General features: G+C 74.3%; 15 protein-coding genes. 9 read left to right on the top strand and 6 right to left on the bottom strand.

Annotated features, from left to right (window positions below; translation table 11 throughout):
• Window positions 1-76 precede the first annotated feature (76 nt).
• Window positions 77-739, top strand: a complete 663-nt coding sequence (locus tag AB5J54_RS04160; protein ID WP_369142509.1) for a TetR/AcrR family transcriptional regulator — start codon at window positions 77-79, stop codon at window positions 737-739.
• On the opposite strand, the gene AB5J54_RS04155 is transcribed toward AB5J54_RS04160, so the two are convergent.
• On the bottom strand, window positions 703-1509 hold the full coding sequence (locus AB5J54_RS04155; RefSeq protein WP_369142508.1) for a class II aldolase/adducin family protein: 807 nt from the start codon (window positions 1507-1509) through the stop codon (window positions 703-705). The genes AB5J54_RS04160 and AB5J54_RS04155 overlap by 37 nt on opposite strands.
• Before the next feature lie 182 nt (window positions 1510-1691).
• Between AB5J54_RS04155 and AB5J54_RS04150 the strand changes: the two genes are divergently transcribed.
• Window positions 1692-2438, top strand: coding sequence for a hypothetical protein (locus AB5J54_RS04150; RefSeq protein ID WP_369142507.1), 747 nt, complete (start codon window positions 1692-1694; stop codon window positions 2436-2438).
• Complete coding sequence (locus tag AB5J54_RS04145; protein WP_369142506.1) at window positions 2435-2791, top strand: winged helix-turn-helix domain-containing protein; 357 nt, start codon at window positions 2435-2437, stop codon at window positions 2789-2791. The genes AB5J54_RS04150 and AB5J54_RS04145 overlap by 4 nt, the downstream gene beginning before the upstream one ends.
• 14 nt (window positions 2792-2805) lie before the next feature.
• Here AB5J54_RS04145 and AB5J54_RS04140 read toward each other — a convergent pair whose 3' ends face one another.
• Window positions 2806-3621 carry a DUF3626 domain-containing protein gene (locus AB5J54_RS04140; protein WP_369142505.1) on the bottom strand — a complete coding sequence of 272 codons (816 nt, stop codon included), beginning with the start codon at window positions 3619-3621 and terminating at the stop codon, window positions 2806-2808.
• A 134-nt stretch (window positions 3622-3755) separates the two neighbouring features.
• On the opposite strand from AB5J54_RS04140, the gene AB5J54_RS04135 reads away from it, so the two are divergent.
• Window positions 3756-4448, top strand: a complete 693-nt coding sequence (locus AB5J54_RS04135; RefSeq protein WP_369142504.1) for a ThuA domain-containing protein — start codon at window positions 3756-3758, stop codon at window positions 4446-4448.
• On the opposite strand, the gene AB5J54_RS04130 is transcribed toward AB5J54_RS04135, so the two are convergent.
• Window positions 4390-4905 carry a cupin domain-containing protein gene (locus AB5J54_RS04130; RefSeq protein WP_369149209.1) on the bottom strand — a complete coding sequence of 172 codons (516 nt, stop codon included), beginning with the start codon at window positions 4903-4905 and terminating at the stop codon, window positions 4390-4392. The genes AB5J54_RS04135 and AB5J54_RS04130 overlap by 59 nt on opposite strands.
• A gap of 128 nt (window positions 4906-5033) precedes the next feature.
• Here AB5J54_RS04130 and AB5J54_RS04125 point away from each other — a divergent pair, with 128 nt between their 5' ends.
• The 4 genes from AB5J54_RS04125 to AB5J54_RS04110 all read left to right on the top strand — a co-directional run bounded on the left by AB5J54_RS04125 (window position 5034) and on the right by AB5J54_RS04110 (window position 9348).
• Window positions 5034-6044, top strand: a complete 1011-nt coding sequence (locus AB5J54_RS04125; protein ID WP_369142503.1) for an aldo/keto reductase — start codon at window positions 5034-5036, stop codon at window positions 6042-6044.
• A gap of 67 nt (window positions 6045-6111) precedes the next feature.
• Window positions 6112-6531 (top strand): SRPBCC family protein, encoded by a 420-nt coding sequence (locus AB5J54_RS04120; protein WP_369142502.1) that lies wholly within the window; start codon window positions 6112-6114, stop codon window positions 6529-6531.
• 124 nt (window positions 6532-6655) lie between these two features.
• The gene (locus AB5J54_RS04115; RefSeq protein WP_369142501.1) at window positions 6656-7822 is read left to right on the top strand and encodes a low temperature requirement protein A; all 1167 of its coding nucleotides are present in this window, start codon (window positions 6656-6658) and stop codon (window positions 7820-7822) included.
• A gap of 128 nt (window positions 7823-7950) precedes the next feature.
• Window positions 7951-9348: an NADP-dependent succinic semialdehyde dehydrogenase gene (locus tag AB5J54_RS04110; protein ID WP_369142500.1), complete on the top strand. Its 1398-nt coding sequence runs from the start codon at window positions 7951-7953 to the stop codon at window positions 9346-9348.
• A 12-nt stretch (window positions 9349-9360) separates the two neighbouring features.
• Here AB5J54_RS04110 and AB5J54_RS04105 read toward each other — a convergent pair whose 3' ends face one another.
• Both AB5J54_RS04105 and AB5J54_RS04100 read right to left on the bottom strand, forming a co-directional pair.
• Window positions 9361-10389, bottom strand: coding sequence for a PHP domain-containing protein (locus tag AB5J54_RS04105; protein ID WP_369142499.1), 1029 nt, complete (start codon window positions 10387-10389; stop codon window positions 9361-9363).
• A 10-nt stretch (window positions 10390-10399) separates the two neighbouring features.
• The gene (locus AB5J54_RS04100) at window positions 10400-12484 is read right to left on the bottom strand and encodes a SpoIIE family protein phosphatase (protein WP_369142498.1); all 2085 of its coding nucleotides are present in this window, start codon (window positions 12482-12484) and stop codon (window positions 10400-10402) included.
• Between the two features lie 317 nt (window positions 12485-12801).
• Between AB5J54_RS04100 and AB5J54_RS04095 the strand changes: the two genes are divergently transcribed.
• On the top strand, window positions 12802-16218 hold the full coding sequence (locus AB5J54_RS04095) for a BTAD domain-containing putative transcriptional regulator (protein ID WP_369142497.1): 3417 nt from the start codon (window positions 12802-12804) through the stop codon (window positions 16216-16218).
• A gap of 15 nt (window positions 16219-16233) precedes the next feature.
• Here AB5J54_RS04095 and AB5J54_RS04090 read toward each other — a convergent pair whose 3' ends face one another.
• Entirely contained in the window at window positions 16234-17079 is an 846-nt protein-coding gene (locus tag AB5J54_RS04090; protein ID WP_369142496.1) for a siderophore-interacting protein, read from the bottom strand.
• Window positions 17080-17090: the final 11 nt, after the last annotated feature.

The raw sequence follows: 17090 nt of genomic DNA, 5'->3' as shown, positions 1-17090 counted from the left end.
GATCGCCGCCCGGGAAGAGGACGCCGGTAAGGTGGGCGTCCGCCGCGCGAGCGGCCCGAACGAGGAGGACGCACCCGTGCCGAAAGGTGTCACCAGGCGACGGCCCCGCACCCGCGCGGCGCTCCTGAAGGCAGCCCTGGAGACCTTCGCCGAGCACGGCTTCCACGCGACGACGATCGAGCAGATCTGCGAGCGCGCCGGCTACACGCGGGGCGCGTACTACTCGAACTTCGCGAGCAAGGAAGAGCTCTTCCTCGCCCTCTTCGACGAGCACAGCGAGCGGACCGTACGGCGCCTCGCCGAGTCCATCGACGCGCTCACCCCCGAGGAGTACACCCTGACCCGGCTCGCGGAGCTCGCCGCCCGCGTCGAACCGGACGAGCGGGAGTGGTACCTCGTCACCACCGAGTTCACCCTGCACGCCATCCGCGACCCCCAGGCCGCCTGGGTGCTCGCGCGCCACGACGAGCGGCTGCGGGCCGAGATCGCCCGCGGCCTCACCCTCGTCCTGCGCCGGGCCGGACGCGAGCTGACCGTGGAGGCCGACCGGTTCGCACGCCTCCTCATCGCCCTGCGCGAGGGCGGACTCGCGCAGAGCTACGTGGAGCCGGACGAGCTGCCGCCCGGCACCCTGGAGCGGCAGTTCCTCGCTCCGCTCCTGGAGGCGACGACGCGCGAGATCCCCGGCCGGGGGCCCGCGGCTCAGTCGAACAGGTCGGGGTCCGACGCGGTGATCTGATCCCACAGCGGGCGTGCCTGGAACCAGCCGGCCAGGTGCCCGCCGATCTGCCCCCGGGTGAGCAGGGCCGTCTCGCGGTCGATGAGCTGCGGGGTGCCCGCCGCCATCGCCAGGAGCTGCGCCTGGCAGGAACGCTCCATGGTGACGAACCACCACACGGCCTCGGCGACGGAGTGGCCGACCGTGAGCAGCCCGTGGTTCTTCAGGATGACGGCCTTGAAGTCGCCGAGGGCCTTGGCGACCCGCTCGCCCTCCTCGGTCTCGTTCACGACGCCCCGGTAGTCGTCGTAGATCCCGTGGTCCTCGAAGAACGCGCAGGCGTCCTGGGTGATCGGGTCGAGCGGGACGCCGAGGCTGGAGAAGGCCTTCCCGTGCAGGGAGTGCGAGTGCGCGGCGGCGACCGCGTCGGGGCGGGCCGCGTGCACGCGCGAGTGGATGACGAACGCCGCGCGGTTCACCGGCCGGCGCCCTTCCAGGACGTTCCCCTCGTGGTCCACCAGGATCAGGTCCGAGGCCTTGATCTGGGTGAAGCTCATGCCGAACGGGTTGACCCAGAACGCGTTCGGGTCGCCGGGATCGCGCACGGTGATGTGCCCGGCGACGCCCTCCGAGAAGCCGAACCTCCCGAAGATCCGGAACCCGGCGGCGAGCTGCTCCTTGCGGTGGCGGCGCTCCTCCTCGACCGAATCGAAGGTGGGCGGCAGCGGCACGATCGCGCCTTCGGGCAGCGGCCCGACGGCGGCGGCGATGGCGGGCGGCACGGTGCTCATGACGGCTCCTCGATGGGCTTCTGCGGGCGGGCGCGCACGGCGGGCGGGCACGGGCGGACGCGTACGGGCGGACGCGTACGGCGCGCCAAAAGATACAGAGATGTATCCGATGCGACAACGGATCCGAACCGCCTTCGCGGAGTCTCTTGCCCCAACTGGTTTGCGATGCAAAGCTGATGCGCATGGCAAACGCATCGGTGCCCTCGCCGGGCACGCCCCAGGAAGTCCTCGCCGGCCTCGGTGAACTGACCCGCCGGGTCCGCGCCGCCCAGCGCGGCACCTGGTTCCCGCTCCTGCTCCTCGGCGCACTCACGATGGGCGGCATCCTGGTCGGCCGCCTCACCTTCCGGGTCGAGACCGTGCCCTGCCCGCCGGGCCGCGCCGCCGCGGCCGACGGATGCACCCTGACGAGTCAGGGCTCACCCGTCTACTGGACGCTCGGTCTCGCCCTCGCCTACGCCGCGACGGCCTTCTTCTACATCCGCCGCTCCCGCAAGCGCGGCGTCGGCACACCGGTCGGGCCGTACGTCCTCACCGGGATCGCCCTGGTCGGCCTGGGGGCCGCCACCACCCTCTGGACCCTCCGCCAGGGGACGCCGCAGCCCGGCGAGACGGTCGACCTGTGGGGTCTGCGCCTCGACCCCGCCTCCGGGGTGACGGCCTTCCTCACACGGATGGTCGGCCCGGCGACCGCCGTGGGCCTGCCGCTGCTCGTGCTGTCCTGGGTGGAACGCAGCCGGGCCCTGCTGCTGCTCGCCGTCGCGTACCTGGCCATCGAGCTGGTGCCGCTCACGAGCGGCTGGTCGGGGATCGCCGCCTCCTCGCCGTGGTCCGCGCTGCCCGCCCTCGGCGTGCCCGGCGTGCTGCTCCTGCTCGGCGCCCTCGGTTTCCGCCTGGCCGAGCGGTCCGACAGGGGCACCCGCCCGTGAACCACGAGAACGAAACGGCCGGACCGGCCGACCAGCACCCCGCCATCGGCCTGGACGACGTCGTCCATCAGCGCGTCCGCCTCGGCATCCTCACCGTCGCCCACCAGGCGCGCCGCGTCGAGTTCGGCTTCCTGCGCACGGCCCTCGGCCTCACCGCGGGAAACCTCAGCCGGCACCTTGCCGTCCTGGAGCAGGCCGGACTCGTCGAGATCGAGAAGGGGTACGAGGGCAGACGCCCCCGCACCTGGCTCTCCCTCACCCCCGCCGGCGGTCGCGCCCTCCAGGACGAGGTCACCCAGCTCAAGCGACTCATCCACCGGATCGAACACGGGGGATCCGCCCCCGAGTCCTGAGCGGAGGACGGGGGTCAGACGGTGGGCGCTCCGAAGCGGGCCAGGTAGTGCCAGACCTTCTTCACGTCCTGCCGGTCGTACCGCCCCGACAGGTCCGCCTCCTGCACGATCCGGGCGTCCAGGAGGCCGTCGACCGCGATCCGGGCCGCGAGCTCCACGTACTCCGGTCCCCGGAATTCGGGGTACCGCCACAGCTCGTCGACGGAGACGCGGAAACCGCCGTGCCACTCCACGGGGCACGGCAGCCGCCGCGCCGCCTCCTCCACCTCCGTGCCCCGGTGGCTCGGGTCCAGGACCAGCGCCTCCACGTCCCGCCCGATCACGACCGGGCCGTGAACCTGGGCCTCGATGTAGTCGTCGAGCGGATCCTTCGCGTCGGCCTCGGCGAGCGCGATCAGCCGCATCCGGGTGGCGACGCCGAAGTCCTCCGGCTCCAGGAAGCTGTCCGGGTAGCAGAAGGTCGCCCGGTGCAGGGCGGTCGCCGTGAGCCGCAGATGGGCCGAGCCGAAGCGGGGAGCGGCACCGAAGGGGCGGCGGCGGAAGTCGAGGGCGCCGTACACCGGGCGCGTCTCCGCCGGGGCCGCGTCGTACGCCCCGCCGAAGATGCGGCTCTCCCACCGCCAGCGGTCCCCACCGGGACGGGCGGTGAGGCCGCCGTTGCTGGTGCCGGTGGCGAACTGGGAGCGGTAGACCCCCTCGTCCGCGAGCCGGGGCAGGAAATGCGGGTGGAAGTTGAGGGTGACCCGCAGGTCCGGGGCGAGCGGCTCCCCCGTGGAGCGGTCGGTCACATGGGCGAGGGCCCTCAGGGCGTGATCATGAAGGGGTGTCATCGGGGCAGTGTGCCGGAGCGGCGGGGGTTGCGGCCCGGGGTTTTCGGTGGCTACGGTCGAGGTGGTGGAGAAAGCGCTTTCTCCCTGCTGTCCCGCCGCCCGGCCCGTCCCGTACCGCCCCTGGAGTCCACCGCGTGCCCACCGCCGACGTCCTGATCTACACCCGCACGGCGGGATACCGCCACGACTCCATCCCCGCCGGCGCCACCGCCCTCACGGAGCTCGCCCAGGAGCTCGGGAGGGCGGCCGAGATCACCGAGGACCCGGCCGTCTTCACCCCCGAGCGGCTCGGCCGGTGCGCCGCCGTCGTCCTGCTGTCCACCACCGGGAACGTCCTGACGCCCGAGGGGCGCACCGCCTTCGAGGCCTACCTCCGGGGCGGCGGCTCGCTCCTCGCCGTGCACGCCGCCGCCAACGCCGAACCCGACTGGCCCTTCTACGGCGAACTGCTCGGCACCCGGTTCGACGGCCACCCGGAGGTCCAGCCGGGCGCGGTGCTCGTGGACGACCGGGACCACCCGGCGACCGCGCCGCTCCCGGAGCGCTGGCTCTGGACGGACGAGTGGTACAACTTCACCTCGCACCCCCGGGATTCGGGCGGTTCCGTACGGGTCCTCGCCCGGGCCGACGAGACCACCTACCGGGGCGGCACGCACGGCGCCGACCACCCGCTGGTCTGGTGCCGGGGGATCGACCGGGGCCGCGTCTTCTTCACCGCCCTGGGTCACGCGCCGGAGGCGTACGGCACTCCCGTCCTCCGGGCCCACCTCAGGGGAGCCCTGACCTGGCTGACGGCCGATCACGACGGCAACGGACGCCTTCGGTAGTCGCCCGGGGGGTGCGCCCATGACGCGCTCGAAGGCGACGCTCGGCGCGCTTTCGATGGTCCATGCCCGCGCCGGGGCCCGGTGCAGAGCCGTCAGGGCCGTGGCCGTCACCGGGTCGGCGAGGCCGGCGAGCCACCCCGTCACGGCCTGCGGCTCGCGGGCGAGGTGCAGGCGCGGGACGTGGACGAGCATGACGACGGCGCGCTGTTCGGTGACGAGGCCGCAGGTCCTGGGCCGGTCGACGGCCCAGCAGCCGACGACCCGGGGCCCGGCAGGCGAGCTCCCGCTCGATCGCGGCGAGCGCCCACCGCACCGTCTCCGCGTGCGGCGAGTCGGCCGGGATGTGGATGACCGGGGGCGGTCGGTCGGGCAGTAGTTCCCGCACGCGGTACCCGGAGGAGAACCGGCCCCCGACGAGAAGCGCGCTGCGTCCGGGAGGGGTCCTGAGCGGAGGCATTTGCATTAGCCCGCGCATGCAAATATTGTCTATGGAAGTAAGGCGCGCTTGCATCTAGATGGTTCGGGTGCGGCGCTCGCGCAACCGGTGGTCCCTTTCCGCCGGTCATCCCCCGTAAAGGCACTGTCATGTCGCTCAAGAACATCCTTCCCGGCCGTCTCGGCTTCGGCACCGCCCCCCTCGGCAACATGTTCCGCGCGATCCCCGACGAGGAGGCCCGCGACACCGTCGAGGCCGCCTGGGACCACGGGATCCGCTTCTACGACACCGCCCCCTTCTACGGCGCCGGCCTGGCCGAGACACGTCTCGGCGAGGTCCTCGCCACCAAGCCCCGCGACTCCTACGTCCTGTCGACCAAGGTCGGCCGCGTGATCCTCGACGAGCACGAGAGCGCCGCCCGCGACCTCGGTGAGAAGGGCGGCCTGTTCGAGCACGGCAACCCGAACAAGATGCTCCACGAGTGGACCGCCGAGGCCACCGAGCGCTCCATCGAGGACAGCCTCAAGCGCCTCGGCACCGACCGTCTCGACATCGTCTGGGTCCACGACATCGCGCAGGACTTCCACGGCGACGCCTGGCTCGGCAAGTTCGAGGAGGCCCGCACCGGCGCCTTCCGTGTCCTGTCCCGGCTGCGGGACGAGGGCGTCATCAAGGCCTGGGGCCTCGGCGTCAACAAGACCGAGCCGATCGAGCTCACCCTCGGCCTCGACGAGCCGCAGCCCGACGGCTTCCTCCTCGCCGGCCGCTACACGCTCCTCGACCACGAGCACGCCCTGACCCGGCTGCTCCCCATGGCCCAGGCGCAGGGCGTCGACATGGTCGTCGGCGGCCCGTACAGCTCCGGCATCCTCGCCGGCGGCACCCACTTCGAGTACCAGCAGGCCCCGGCCGAGATCATCGAGCGCGTCGGGAAGCTGAAGGCCCTGGCCGAGAAGCACGGCGTCTCCATCAAGGCCGCCGCCCTGCAGTTCTCCCTGGCCCATCCGGCCTCCGCCGCCGTCATCCCCGGTGCCACCCGGCCCAGCCGCATCGCCGAGGACACCGCCGCCCTGAACGAGGCCGTCCCGGCCGCGTTCTGGACGGACCTCCGCGCCGCCGGCCTGGTCAGCCCGGCCGCCCTGCTCCCGAACAACGCCTGACCCGTACCACCCCCACGCCGCGCATCCCCCACAGCGCATCCCCCCACACCACAGCAGGAGAAGAACCATGGCCTCCACGTCCGTCAGCCGCGTCGTCCCCGCAACGCCACAGAAGGTCTGGGACCTCATCGGCGGCTTCGACGCCTTGCCCGACTGGCTTCCCTACATCCCGCAGAGCACCGCGCTCAAAGGCGGCCGTGTCCGCCGCCTGACCAACCCCGACGGCGACGTCATCATCGAGCGCCTCGTCGACTTCAACGAGACCGAGCGCCGCTACAGCTACGCCATCCTCGAAGCGCCGTTCCCCGTCACCGGCTACGTCTCCACCCTCCGCGTCCACGCCGTCCCCGGCCGCGAGGACGTCTCCGAGGTCCAGTGGTCCGGCCGCTTCAACCCGGACACCGTGACCGACGCCGAGGCCGAGGAGCTGTTCGCCGGCATCTACCGTGACGGCCTCGAAGCCCTCCACCAGGCCCTCTCCGCCTGACACCCCCTCACGACCGCCGGCCCGGGCGCGCCCCACGCGCCTCCGGCCGGCCGTCGGGCGTGTCGTGGGTCCTCGTGCGTGGCCCCCGATTGCGCACCCCGTCCCGCGGCCGGATCGTGAACGCATGTCGAGCACCGCGCCGCCGTCCCGCCTGCGCCGGGCCGTCTCCCCGCTGGAGCTGTTCTTCGACCTGGTCTTCGTCTTCGCCGTCGGCCAGCTGGCGGAGCACCTGCACGCCGAACTCTCCTGGCGCGGCGCCGCGGAGACCACGGTGATGCTGGTGGCGGTGCTCAGCACCTGGGCGCTGACCAGCTTCGACGCCACCTTCCTGGACGTCGAGCGGCCCCTCACCCGGCGGCTCGTCCTGCTGGTGATGGGTCTGGGACTCTTCATGAACGCCCAGATCCCGCACGCCTTCGCGGACCGGCCGTGGGCCTTCGTGGTGCCGCTGGTCGCCATCCTCCTCCTGACCGACATCACCGCCGCCGTGACCGCCCCGACGCCTTTCCTGCGTCACCACTACCGCCGTGTGACGGTGTGGGCGGCCGTCTCGGTCCCACTGTGGCTGTTCGGGGCCGCCGCGGACCACGGGCCGAGGCTCACCTGGTGGGCCGCCGCCGCGGCCGTCGACATGACCGGCGTGTGGCTGGCGCACCCCCTGCCCCGGGACGTCCTGTCCTCCCGGAACCTCGTCTTCGACGCCGAGCACATGGTGGAACGGATCCGGCTGTTCATCATCCTGCAGCTCGGCGAGACCGTCCTGACCATCGGCACGGCGATCTCCGCCGCCCCGGTCGACGCCGCCACCGTGACCGCCGGCCTCGGCGTGTTCGTCGCGCTGGTGTGCCTGTGCGGCAGCTACTTCAGGGGCGGTGAGGACATCCTGGCGCGGCACGTCGCGACCACGGCCGATCCTCTGCTGCCGGTCCGCCACGCCGTCAGCGGCCAGTACTCCACCCTGGCCGGGCTCGTCGCCCTCGCCGTCGGCGCCGAACTCGCCATCAGCCACCCCACCGGCCACGGCAGCACCGCAGTCGGCCTCCTCCTGTTCGGCGGGCCGATCCTGTACGTGATCACCCAGGCCTGGTGGTACTACACCTCCACCGGACAGGCCTGGGGCACCCGGCTGCTCGCCTGCCTGGCCTGCGCCATCGGCGGAGTCGCGGCGCGGTGGCTGCCGCCGCTGGTTTCCGTGCTCATCCTGGACGCGATCCTCGTCGTGCTCGTCCTCGTACTGGAACAGGTGCACCGCAAGGTCCTCGTCACGATGCCGGTTGCCGAGGGGACCTGAGCGGACCGGTGGTGGCCGGGTCACCCCACCGCGTCACCCCTGTTGCGCCCCGCCCCCGGGAGAGCGGAAGGTTACGGACGGGGGCCGACAGCAGGAAGACGGGGGCCGATGGCAGGAGGAGGCACGTCATGGGCATCGCCACCGTGAACCCCGCGACCGGCGAGACGCTGCGTACGTACGAGGCCCACGGGCCCGAGGAGGTCGAGCGGCGCATCGCCGCCGCCCACGAGGCGTACCGGCAGTACCGCACGACCTCCTTCGCCGAACGCTCCCGGCTCCTGCGCGCCGCCGCGACCCTCCTCGACGAGGACACCGAGGACATCGCCCGCACCATGACCATCGAGATGGGCAAGCCGATCGCCGCCTCCCGCGCGGAGGCCGGCAAGTGCGCCAAGGCCATGCGCTGGTACGCCAAGCACGCCGAGGAGCTGCTCGCCGACGAGCACCCGGCCGAGAGCGACGTCCAGGACTCCGGGGCCGACATGGCCCGGGTCCACTACCGGCCCCTCGGCCCGGTCCTCGCCGTCATGCCGTGGAACTTCCCGCTCTGGCAGGTGATCCGCTTCGCCGCGCCCGCGCTCATGGCGGGCAACACCGGCCTCCTCAAACACGCCTCCAACGTGCCGAGGACCGCGCTCTACCTGGGCGACCTCTTCCGCCGCGCCGGATATCCCGACGGCTGCTTCCAGACCCTCCTCATCGGCTCCCGCGAGGTCGAGGGCGTGCTCCGGGACCCCCGGGTGGTGGCCGCCACCCTCACGGGCAGCGAGCCGGCCGGCCGGTCCGTCGCCGCCGTCGCGGGCGACGAGGTGAAGAAGACCGTCCTGGAGCTCGGCGGCAGCGACCCGTACATCGTCATGCCCTCCGCCGACGTCGTCGGGGCCGTGAAGACCGCCGTCACCGCGCGCGTGCAGAACAACGGGCAGTCCTGCATCGCCGCCAAGCGGTTCATCGTCCACCAGGACGTGTACGACGACTTCTCGGAGCGCTTCACCGCCGCCATGAACGCCCTCACCGTCGGCGACCCCCTCGACGAGTCCACCGACGTCGGCCCCCTCGCCACCGAGCAGGGCCGGGCCGACCTGGAGGTGCTCGTCGACGACGCCGTGGGGCGGGGCGCCACCGTCCTGTGCGGCGGACACCGTCCCGAGGATCCGGCGCTCCGGAACGGCTGGTACTACCGGCCCACGGTCCTCACCGGCATCACCCCGGAGATGCGGATCCACCAGGAGGAGGCCTTCGGCCCGGTCGCCACGGTCTACCCGGTCAGCGACATCGAGGAGGCCGTGGCGGTCGCCAACGACTCGCCGTTCGGACTCAGTTCCAACGTCTGGACGCGCTCCCAGGAGGACGTGGCGTTCTTCGTCCGCGACCTGGAGGCCGGCGGTGTCTTCGTCAACGGCATGACGGCCTCGCACCCGGCGCTCCCCTTCGGCGGGGTCAAGCGCTCGGGGTACGGGCGCGAGCTCTCCGGCCACGGCATCCGCGAGTTCTGCAACGCGACGACGGTCTGGCAGCGGGCCTGACCCATCGGGGGCTCAGCCCGCCGTCCACTCCAACAGCCGTTCCGCCGGCCAGGTGTTGATCACCCGGTCCGGCGGAACCCCGCACTCCTCGGCCCGCGCGCAGCCCAGGATCTGCCACTCCAGCTGGCCGGGCGCGTGGGCGTCCGTGTCGACGGCGAAGTAGGCGCCCGCGGCGACGGCCTGCCGCAGCAGCCGGCGCGGCGGATCGAGGCGCTCCGGACGGCTGTTGATCTCCACCGCCGTACCCGACTCGGCGCACGCGGCGAAGACGCGCTCCGCGTCGAACTCGGACTCCGGCCGCAGCCGCCCGCCCGCCACCAGACGTCCCGTGCAGTGCCCGAGCACGTCCATCAGCGGATCGCGCACGGCCCGTTCGAGCCGGCGGGTCATCGACCGGGCGTCCATCCGCAGCTTCGAGTGGACCGAACCGACCACCAGGTCGAGCCGGTCGAGCAGCTCCGGTTCCTGGTCGAGCGAGCCGTCCTCCAGGATGTCGCACTCGATTCCCGTGAGCAGCCGGAAGGGCGCCCACTCCTCGTTCAGCCGTGCCACCAGGTCCAGTTGCTCCCGCAGCCGCTCGGGGGACAGGCCCCGCGCCACCGTCAGCCGGGGCGAATGGTCGGTGAGCACCGCCCACTCGTGCCCGAGCGCCGCGGCCGTACGCCCCATGGCCTCGATCGTGGCGCCGCCGTCCGACCAGTCCGAGTGCAGGTGGCAGTCGCCGCGCAGCGCCGCCCGCAGCTCCTCGCCGAGGTGGCCGTCCGACTCTCCCGGGCCCAGCGAGGCCTCCAACTCCTCCTCCAGATGTGCCAGATACTCCGGAACCCGCCCCTCCAGGGCCTCGCGCACCACCGCCGCCGTCTTCGGTCCGACGCCCTTCAGGGACTCCAGGGTGCCCGCCGCCGCACGCCGGGCCGCCTCGCCCTCCGGCAGGGCCGCGACGGCGGAAGCCGCCGTGCGGAAGGCGCGCGCCCGGTAGCCGGGCGCCTGGCCGCGCTCAAGGAGGAACGCGATGCGGTTCAGGGCGGCCACGGGGTCCACGACGCCCTCCTCACCCACCGCCGGAGGCGGATTCGGCCGCCACCGGCTCCGGCCCGATCTCGCACCACACCGCCTTGCCCTCGCCGCGCGGCTCCACCCCCCACCGGGACGCCAGCGCGTCGATCAGGAGCAGCCCCCGGCCCGATGTCGCGGCCTCGCCGGGAGTACGCCGCCGGGGCCAGGCGCTCGACCGGTCCTGCACCGAGAGCCGTACCCGCCGCACCGGCTCCGGCAGCACCTCCAGAGTCAGGACCGCTCCGCCCTCGGTGTGCAGCAGTACGTTCACGAGCAGCTCGCCCGTCAACAGCTCGGCGTCGTCGACGAGTTCCGGCATGCCCCAGTCGCGGAGCGCCAGCCCGACGGCCGCGCGCGCGTCCGAGAGGCCCTGCGGGTCGGCCTGGTGGATGTACTGGTGGATCCGCGGCGCCCTGGGCGTGCCCGGGTCAGGGCTGCGCCGCAGTACGAGCAGCGCCACGTCGTCGCCCGAGCCCCACCGCTCCCAGAGCCGCTCGGAGAGGTGGTCGGCGAGCGCCTCCGCCTGCGGCGGGCCGCTGCTGATGGCGCCCGACAGGGCGGCGAGACCGGACTCGATGTCCGAGCCGGGCTGCTCGACGAGCCCGTCCGTGCAGAGCACCAGGGTCTCGCCGGGCACGAGGTCGAGCCGCGTCTCCGGGAACTCCTCGTCCCCGAACACGGTCGCCAGACCGAGCGGGAGCCCGCCCCGCAGCTTGGGCTGTCCGACCCGGCCGTCGGTGTGCCGGATCAGCGGACCCAGATGCCCGGCCCGTACGGCGCGCAGGGTGCCGCTCGCCAGGTCCACCTGCGCGTACGTGCAGGTCGCGAAGCGGTTGGTGTCCAGCTCGGCGAGGAAGCGGGAGGCGCGGGCGAGGACGGTCGACGGGGCGTGGCCCTCTCCGGCGTACGCGCGCAGGGCGATCCGCAGCTGCCCCATGATGGCGGCGGCGTGCGTGTCGTGGCCCTGGACGTCGCCGACGACGATCCCGACCCGGCCGCGGGGCAGCGGGATCACGTCGTACCAGTCGCCGCCGACCTGTCGTCCGCTCCACGCCGCGTGGTAGCGGACGGCGATCTCGCCGCCGGTGAACTGCGGGATCCGGCGCGGCAGCATCGTCGCCTGGAGTCCGGTCGCCAGCTCCCGCTCCTCGTCGAAGAGGATCGCCCGCTGGAGCGACTGGGCGACGATCGCGGCGAGACCGAGGGCGAGGTTGCGCTCGTCGGCGTTGAACGAGGTGCGGCCCCGGTAGAAGAGGGCCATCCCGCCGAGCGAACGCGCCTGCGCGACCAGCGGCAGGTAGCAGGCGGCCCGGAACTCGAGGCGGGACAGATAAGGGGCGAGTTCGGGGAAGTCCCGCCCCAGGGACGGGAACGAGGACACGAACCGGGGCCGCCCGCTCAGCACGGTCTCGGCCAGCGGCAGCTTCCGGTCGAGGCGGCGGCTGCGGAAGTCGTTGAGCACGTCGAGGGATTCACCGCTCAGCGCGATGATGTTGAGCGAGCCGTTCTCGACGAGACCGAGCGCGAGACCGTCCGCGCCCAGCCGGGCGAGACCGCCCGGGCCGGTCAGGGCGGCCGTCACGTCGTCCACGGTCACCGCGCGCGACAGCGCGTTCGTCGTCCGCTCGACGATGCTCGTCTGGACCTCGCGCCGCTTCTCCAGCTCCTGCACGAAGGCGAAGTGGGCGACCTCGGCCGTCGTGTCCCGCACGACGCCGACGATCCGCCGGGCCCGGCCGTCTGGCGAGCGCAGGATCCGCGCCTGCACATGCGTCCAGTGGGGTGAGCCGTCGGCCTGCGGGATGGGGAAGTGGGTCGTGTACGAGGCCGCGCCGCTCTTGACGGCCTGCCGTACGACGCCGTCCAGCTTCTCCCGCTCATCGGGGGCCAGCCGCGTCACGATCGACCCCGGTCGCCCGTCGTAGGCGTCCGGGGACACGCCGAAGATCAGCAGCCCGGACTCGTCGACATCGATGGTGCCCGTGTCGAGATCCCAGTCGAAGCTGCCGGTCCGGTTCATGGCGAGCCACTCGGCGGGCCCGATCTCGCCACTGCGCGTACGCCGGTCGTCATCGGTCATCCTCCCCATTGTCGAACCCGCACCCCGCGGACGCCATGGCGGTGACACGGCGTGGCGCGAGTTCGCCGCGACGGGCGGCTTCGGAGACGACCACCGGCAGCCGGCCGCGCGGGCCCTTCCCGGACTCGGCGCGGACGCTGCGGGGCGGGCCTCCCCCCGGCCGGCCCGTCTCCAGCGGGTGCCCGGACCCGGGGGACCGCGGTGTCGGACCCGGGGGACCAGGGTGCCGGACCCGGGGGACCAGGGTGCCGGACCCAGGAGACCCCGGTGCCCGGACCCGTGGGACCACGGCCGCCGTGCCGGGGCAGAATGGGCCGGTGCAGCCGCCCTACCGTGTTCTCGGTCCGTGCCAGGCCTTCCGTACCGACGACGGGACGGAGGTCGCCCTGAGCGGTGCCAGGCTCCGGGCCCTCCTCACCGCCCTCGCCGCCGCCGGCGGACGCGCGGTGGGACCCGGCGCGCTGATCGACCAGGTCTGGGCCGACGGCGACCCGGCCGACGACCAGGACCGTACGGCGGCGCTCCAGGCCCTCGTCGGCCGCCTGCGCCGCGCCCTCGGCCGCGAAGCCGTCGTCTCGGAGCCCGGCGGCTACCGGCTCGCCGCCGGGCCGGACGCCGTCGACCTGCACGTCTTCGAACGGCTCGCCGCCGGAGGCGCCGCCGCGCTCGCCGACGGCCACGCCGAGCGGGCGGCCGCGCTCCTCGACGAGGCCCTCGGGCTCTGGCGCGGGCCGGCGCTCGCGGACCTGCCCGGCCGGGACACCGACCCCCTGGTCGTACGGGTCGAACAGCGGCACGCCCAGGCCCGCCGCGACCGGCTCGCCGCCGACCTGGCCCTCGGGCGGGCCGCCGACGTCCTCGCGCCCCTCGCCGCGCTCGCCGCCGGACAGCCCCTCGACGAACCCCTCCAGGCCCTGCGCATCCGCGCCCTGCGCGCGGCGGGGCGGCCCGCCGAGGCCCTCGCGGCGTACGAGGAGGTGCGCGAGGCCCTCGCCGAGCGGCTCGGCACGGACCCGGGGCCTGAACTGCGCTCCCTGCACGCCGAACTGCTCGCGGAGGACGGGCCCGTACCCGCCCCGCCCCGGACCCTTCCCGCCCGCCTGACGTCGTTCATCGGCCGGGCCGAGGAACTCGGTTCGCTCGCCGCCGCCTGGGAAGGACGCCGGCTCGTCACCCTCACCGGTCCGGGCGGCGTGGGCAAGACCCGGCTCGCCCTGGAGGCGGCCGGGACGTACGACGGCCCCGTCCATCTCGCCGAACTCGCCTCCGTACGCGAGGAGTCCACGGTCGCCGCCGCCGTCCTCACCGCACTCGGCGCCCGTGAGACCCAGCTCTGGCCGACCCCGGCCGTCGCCCCGGCCGGACCGAAGGACCGCTTCGCGGGTCTCGTCGAGCACTGCGCCGGGCGCCGGATGCTGCTCGTCCTCGACAACTGCGAACACGTCGTCGCCGAGGCGGCGGAACTCGCGCAGGCGCTCCTCACCCGCTGCCCGGGCGTGACCGTCCTCGCCACCAGCCGGGAGCCGCTGGGGGTGCCGGGGGAGGAGGTGCGGCCCCTGGGCCCGCTGCCGGTGGACATGGCGCTCCGGCTCCTCGGGGAACGGGGCGCGGCCGCGCGCCCGGGCTTCGACGTGGCGCAGGACCCGGAGGCGGCGGAGGAGATCTGCCGCCGGCTCGACGGGCTGCCGCTGGCCGTCGAACTGGCGGCGGCGCGGCTGCGGATGATGTCGGCCCGCCAGATCGCGGACCGCCTCGACGACCGCTTCCGCCTGCTGACCTCGGGCGCCCGCACGGTACTGCCGCGCCAGCAGACCCTGCGCGCGGTGGTCGACTGGTCCTGGGACCTCCTCGACGAGCCCGAGCGGGCGGTACTGCGGCGCCTGGCGGTCTTCACGGGCGGCTGCGACCTGACGGCGGCGGAGACGGTGTGCGGGGCCGGGACGACGCCGGACGCCGCTGCCCCGGGCGAGCCGGGCGAGCCGGGCGGCGGCGTGCCGGGTGGGCCCGGCGCCGGTGCGCCGCCGTGGCACGGTGCCGACGGTCCCGGCGTGTCCGGGGCCGACGGACTCGGCGTATCCGGTGCCGACGTCCTCGACGTCCTCGGCGCCCTGGTCGACAAGTCGCTCGTGGTGACCGCCCCGGACGACGGCGGGATGCGTTTCCGGCTGCTGGAGACCGTCGCTGAGTACGCGGGGGAGCGGCTCGACGAGGCCGGGGAGCGCGTGGCCGTCGCGCGCCGGCACCTCACGTACTACCGGGAGTTCGCCCGCCGGACCGATCCGGAGCTGCGCGGTCCCGGTCAGATCGCCGCCATCGCCCGCTTCGAGCGGGAGCACGGCAATCTGCGCGGCGCCCTCCGGACCGCCGTGGCGCTCGGCGACGAGCAGGAGCTGCTCTGCCTCGTCCATGTGCTGAGCTGGTTCTGGCAGCTCCGCAACCACCAGGTCGACGCCCGCACCTGGGCCGCCGAGACCGGCCGCCTCGGCCCCGACCCGTTCGAGGAGCCCGTGCGCCCCGCCGAGCCGCTGGACGGCCGGTGCGTGGACGTGCCCCCGCCGTGGACCGGCGAGCGGCTGTGGGAGGCCCGGCGCGGCGGCCGTCTGTACGCGCTCGCGACCGAGGGCGGCGACGGCGGCGCCACCGCCCTCGAACGGCCCGAGACCCGCACCCGCCTCACCGCCCTCGTCGCCGCGTACCGCCCCGGCCTCCCGCAGACCTGCCGCCAGCCGGGCACGATGTGGTACTTCGCCCGGCTGATGACCGGGGAGCTCACCGGTCTCGACGAGACCCTGACCCTGATCGTCGACGCCTGCCGCGCGCACGGCCCCGGCTGGGACCTGGGCTTCGCGCTCCTCATGCGGGCCAAGCTCGCCGGCCACGGCGGCGACGCGGCCGAGGCGCTCGCCCTCTTCGAGGCGGCCGGGGACTCCTGGGGGATCGCGGAGTCCCTCGCCGCGCGCGGCGAGGCCAACGAGCGCGCGGGCCGGCTCGCCGAGGCCGCCGCCGACTTCGAGCGGGCCACCGACGCCGCAGCCCGCGTCGGCGCGCGCTCCCAGGTGCCCGTCTTCACGGCCCGCCTCGCGGCCGTACGGCTCCGGCTCGCCCCGGCGGGAGACCCGGAGGCCGAACGCCTGCTGGCCGAGGCCGCCGACGAGGCCGGGCAGTGGGGCGCCGAGTCCGCCGGCGCCGGCCGGCTGCTGCTCGCCCAGCACTACGGCCACACCGGGCGCACCCGCCTCGCACGCGCGCAGCTCTCCCTCCTGGAGGGAGAGTTCGGGGAGGTCACCCCGGCGCTCTTCTGGGGTCTCGTCGGCGGTACCTGGGCGTGGCTCGACTGCCTCGACGGCGCCTACGACCGGGCGCTGAAGCGGCTCGCCCGGGCCGTCGCGGACGTGGAGACCCTCGCCCACCTGGTCGCCCCGCACCTGGTCGTCGCCCAGTTCGCGACCGCCGCCTGGGCCCGTGGCGGCCTCGGCGGACCGGACGACGCCGAGACGGGAGCGCGGCTCCTCGGCGGGTACGACGCCCACGTCGGCTCCGACACGGGCGGCGGCTTCCGCCCCTTCACCCCGCAGACCGAGGCCGCGATCCGGGCCCGCGCCGAGGAGGTGCTCCGCCGGGCCCTGCCGGCGGAGACGTACACCCGCCGGTACGAGGAGGGCGCCGGGCTCTCCCTCAGGGAAGCCGCCACCCTCGTCCGCGGCCAGGGCCTGGCCGACCCCGATCCGGCCTGATCGACAGGACGCCCCCTAGCCGAGCGACAGGCGCTCGCGTGCCTCGGCCAGGTCCTCCGGGGTCGGCGCGTCGTCCTGGGTGAGGCGGCGGCGCCAGTACCCGGTGAAGTGCACCGAGCGCCGGTCGACACCCCGCTCCTCGACGAGGTGCCGCCGCAGCCCCCGCACGGCCGAGGCCTCGCCCGCGAGCCAGACGTACGGCCGGCCGGCGGGCAGGGTGTCCGCCCGTACGGCCTCGGCCGGCGCGGCGCCGTCACGAAGGTGGCGCACGGTCAGGTCCCCGGCCGTCGGCAGCGGCTGCTCCTCGGCCGCGTCGGGCAGCTGGACGTACGCCAGGGCCCGCTGCCCCGGAGGCAGTGCGGCGACGACCGTGGCGAGCGCGGGGAGCGCGCAGGCGTCGGCGTACAGCAGCGTCCAGTCGCCCGCGCCCGGATCGACGGGGACCGCGAACTCCGCCGAAGGACCGAACATGCCCAGGACGTCCCCGGGCCGCGCCGACCGCGCCCAGCGGGTCGCGGGACCCGCGTCCTCGGCGTCCCCGTGGAGGAAGAAGTCGATGTCGACCGTCCCGGCGCCCGGGTCGTGCGCCCGGAGGGTGTAGCTCCGCATCCACGGCCGTTCCTCCTCGGGGAGCGCCGCGTAGGCCCCGTACCAGCGCATCGCGTCACCGTCGGGCCCGGGCACCGGCAGGACCGGCTCGGCCTGGTCCGGCCGGGGGAAGAACAGCTTCACCTGCTGGTCGGGGCCCGCCAGGACGAGGCCGTCGAGGCTCGGGCCGCCGAGGGTGACCCGGCGCATGCGCGGGGTCACCGGGCGGACGGCGGTGACGTGGAGGCGGTGCAGGGGGAGGGGCTGGGGCATCGGGTACTCCT

Origin of the sequence: Streptomyces sp. R44 (assembly GCF_041053105.1) — a bacterium.
GTDB lineage: Bacteria > Actinomycetota > Actinomycetes > Streptomycetales > Streptomycetaceae > Streptomyces.
Note: the sequence above shows the minus strand (reverse complement) of the source record. Positions and strands in the feature narration are given on the sequence as shown.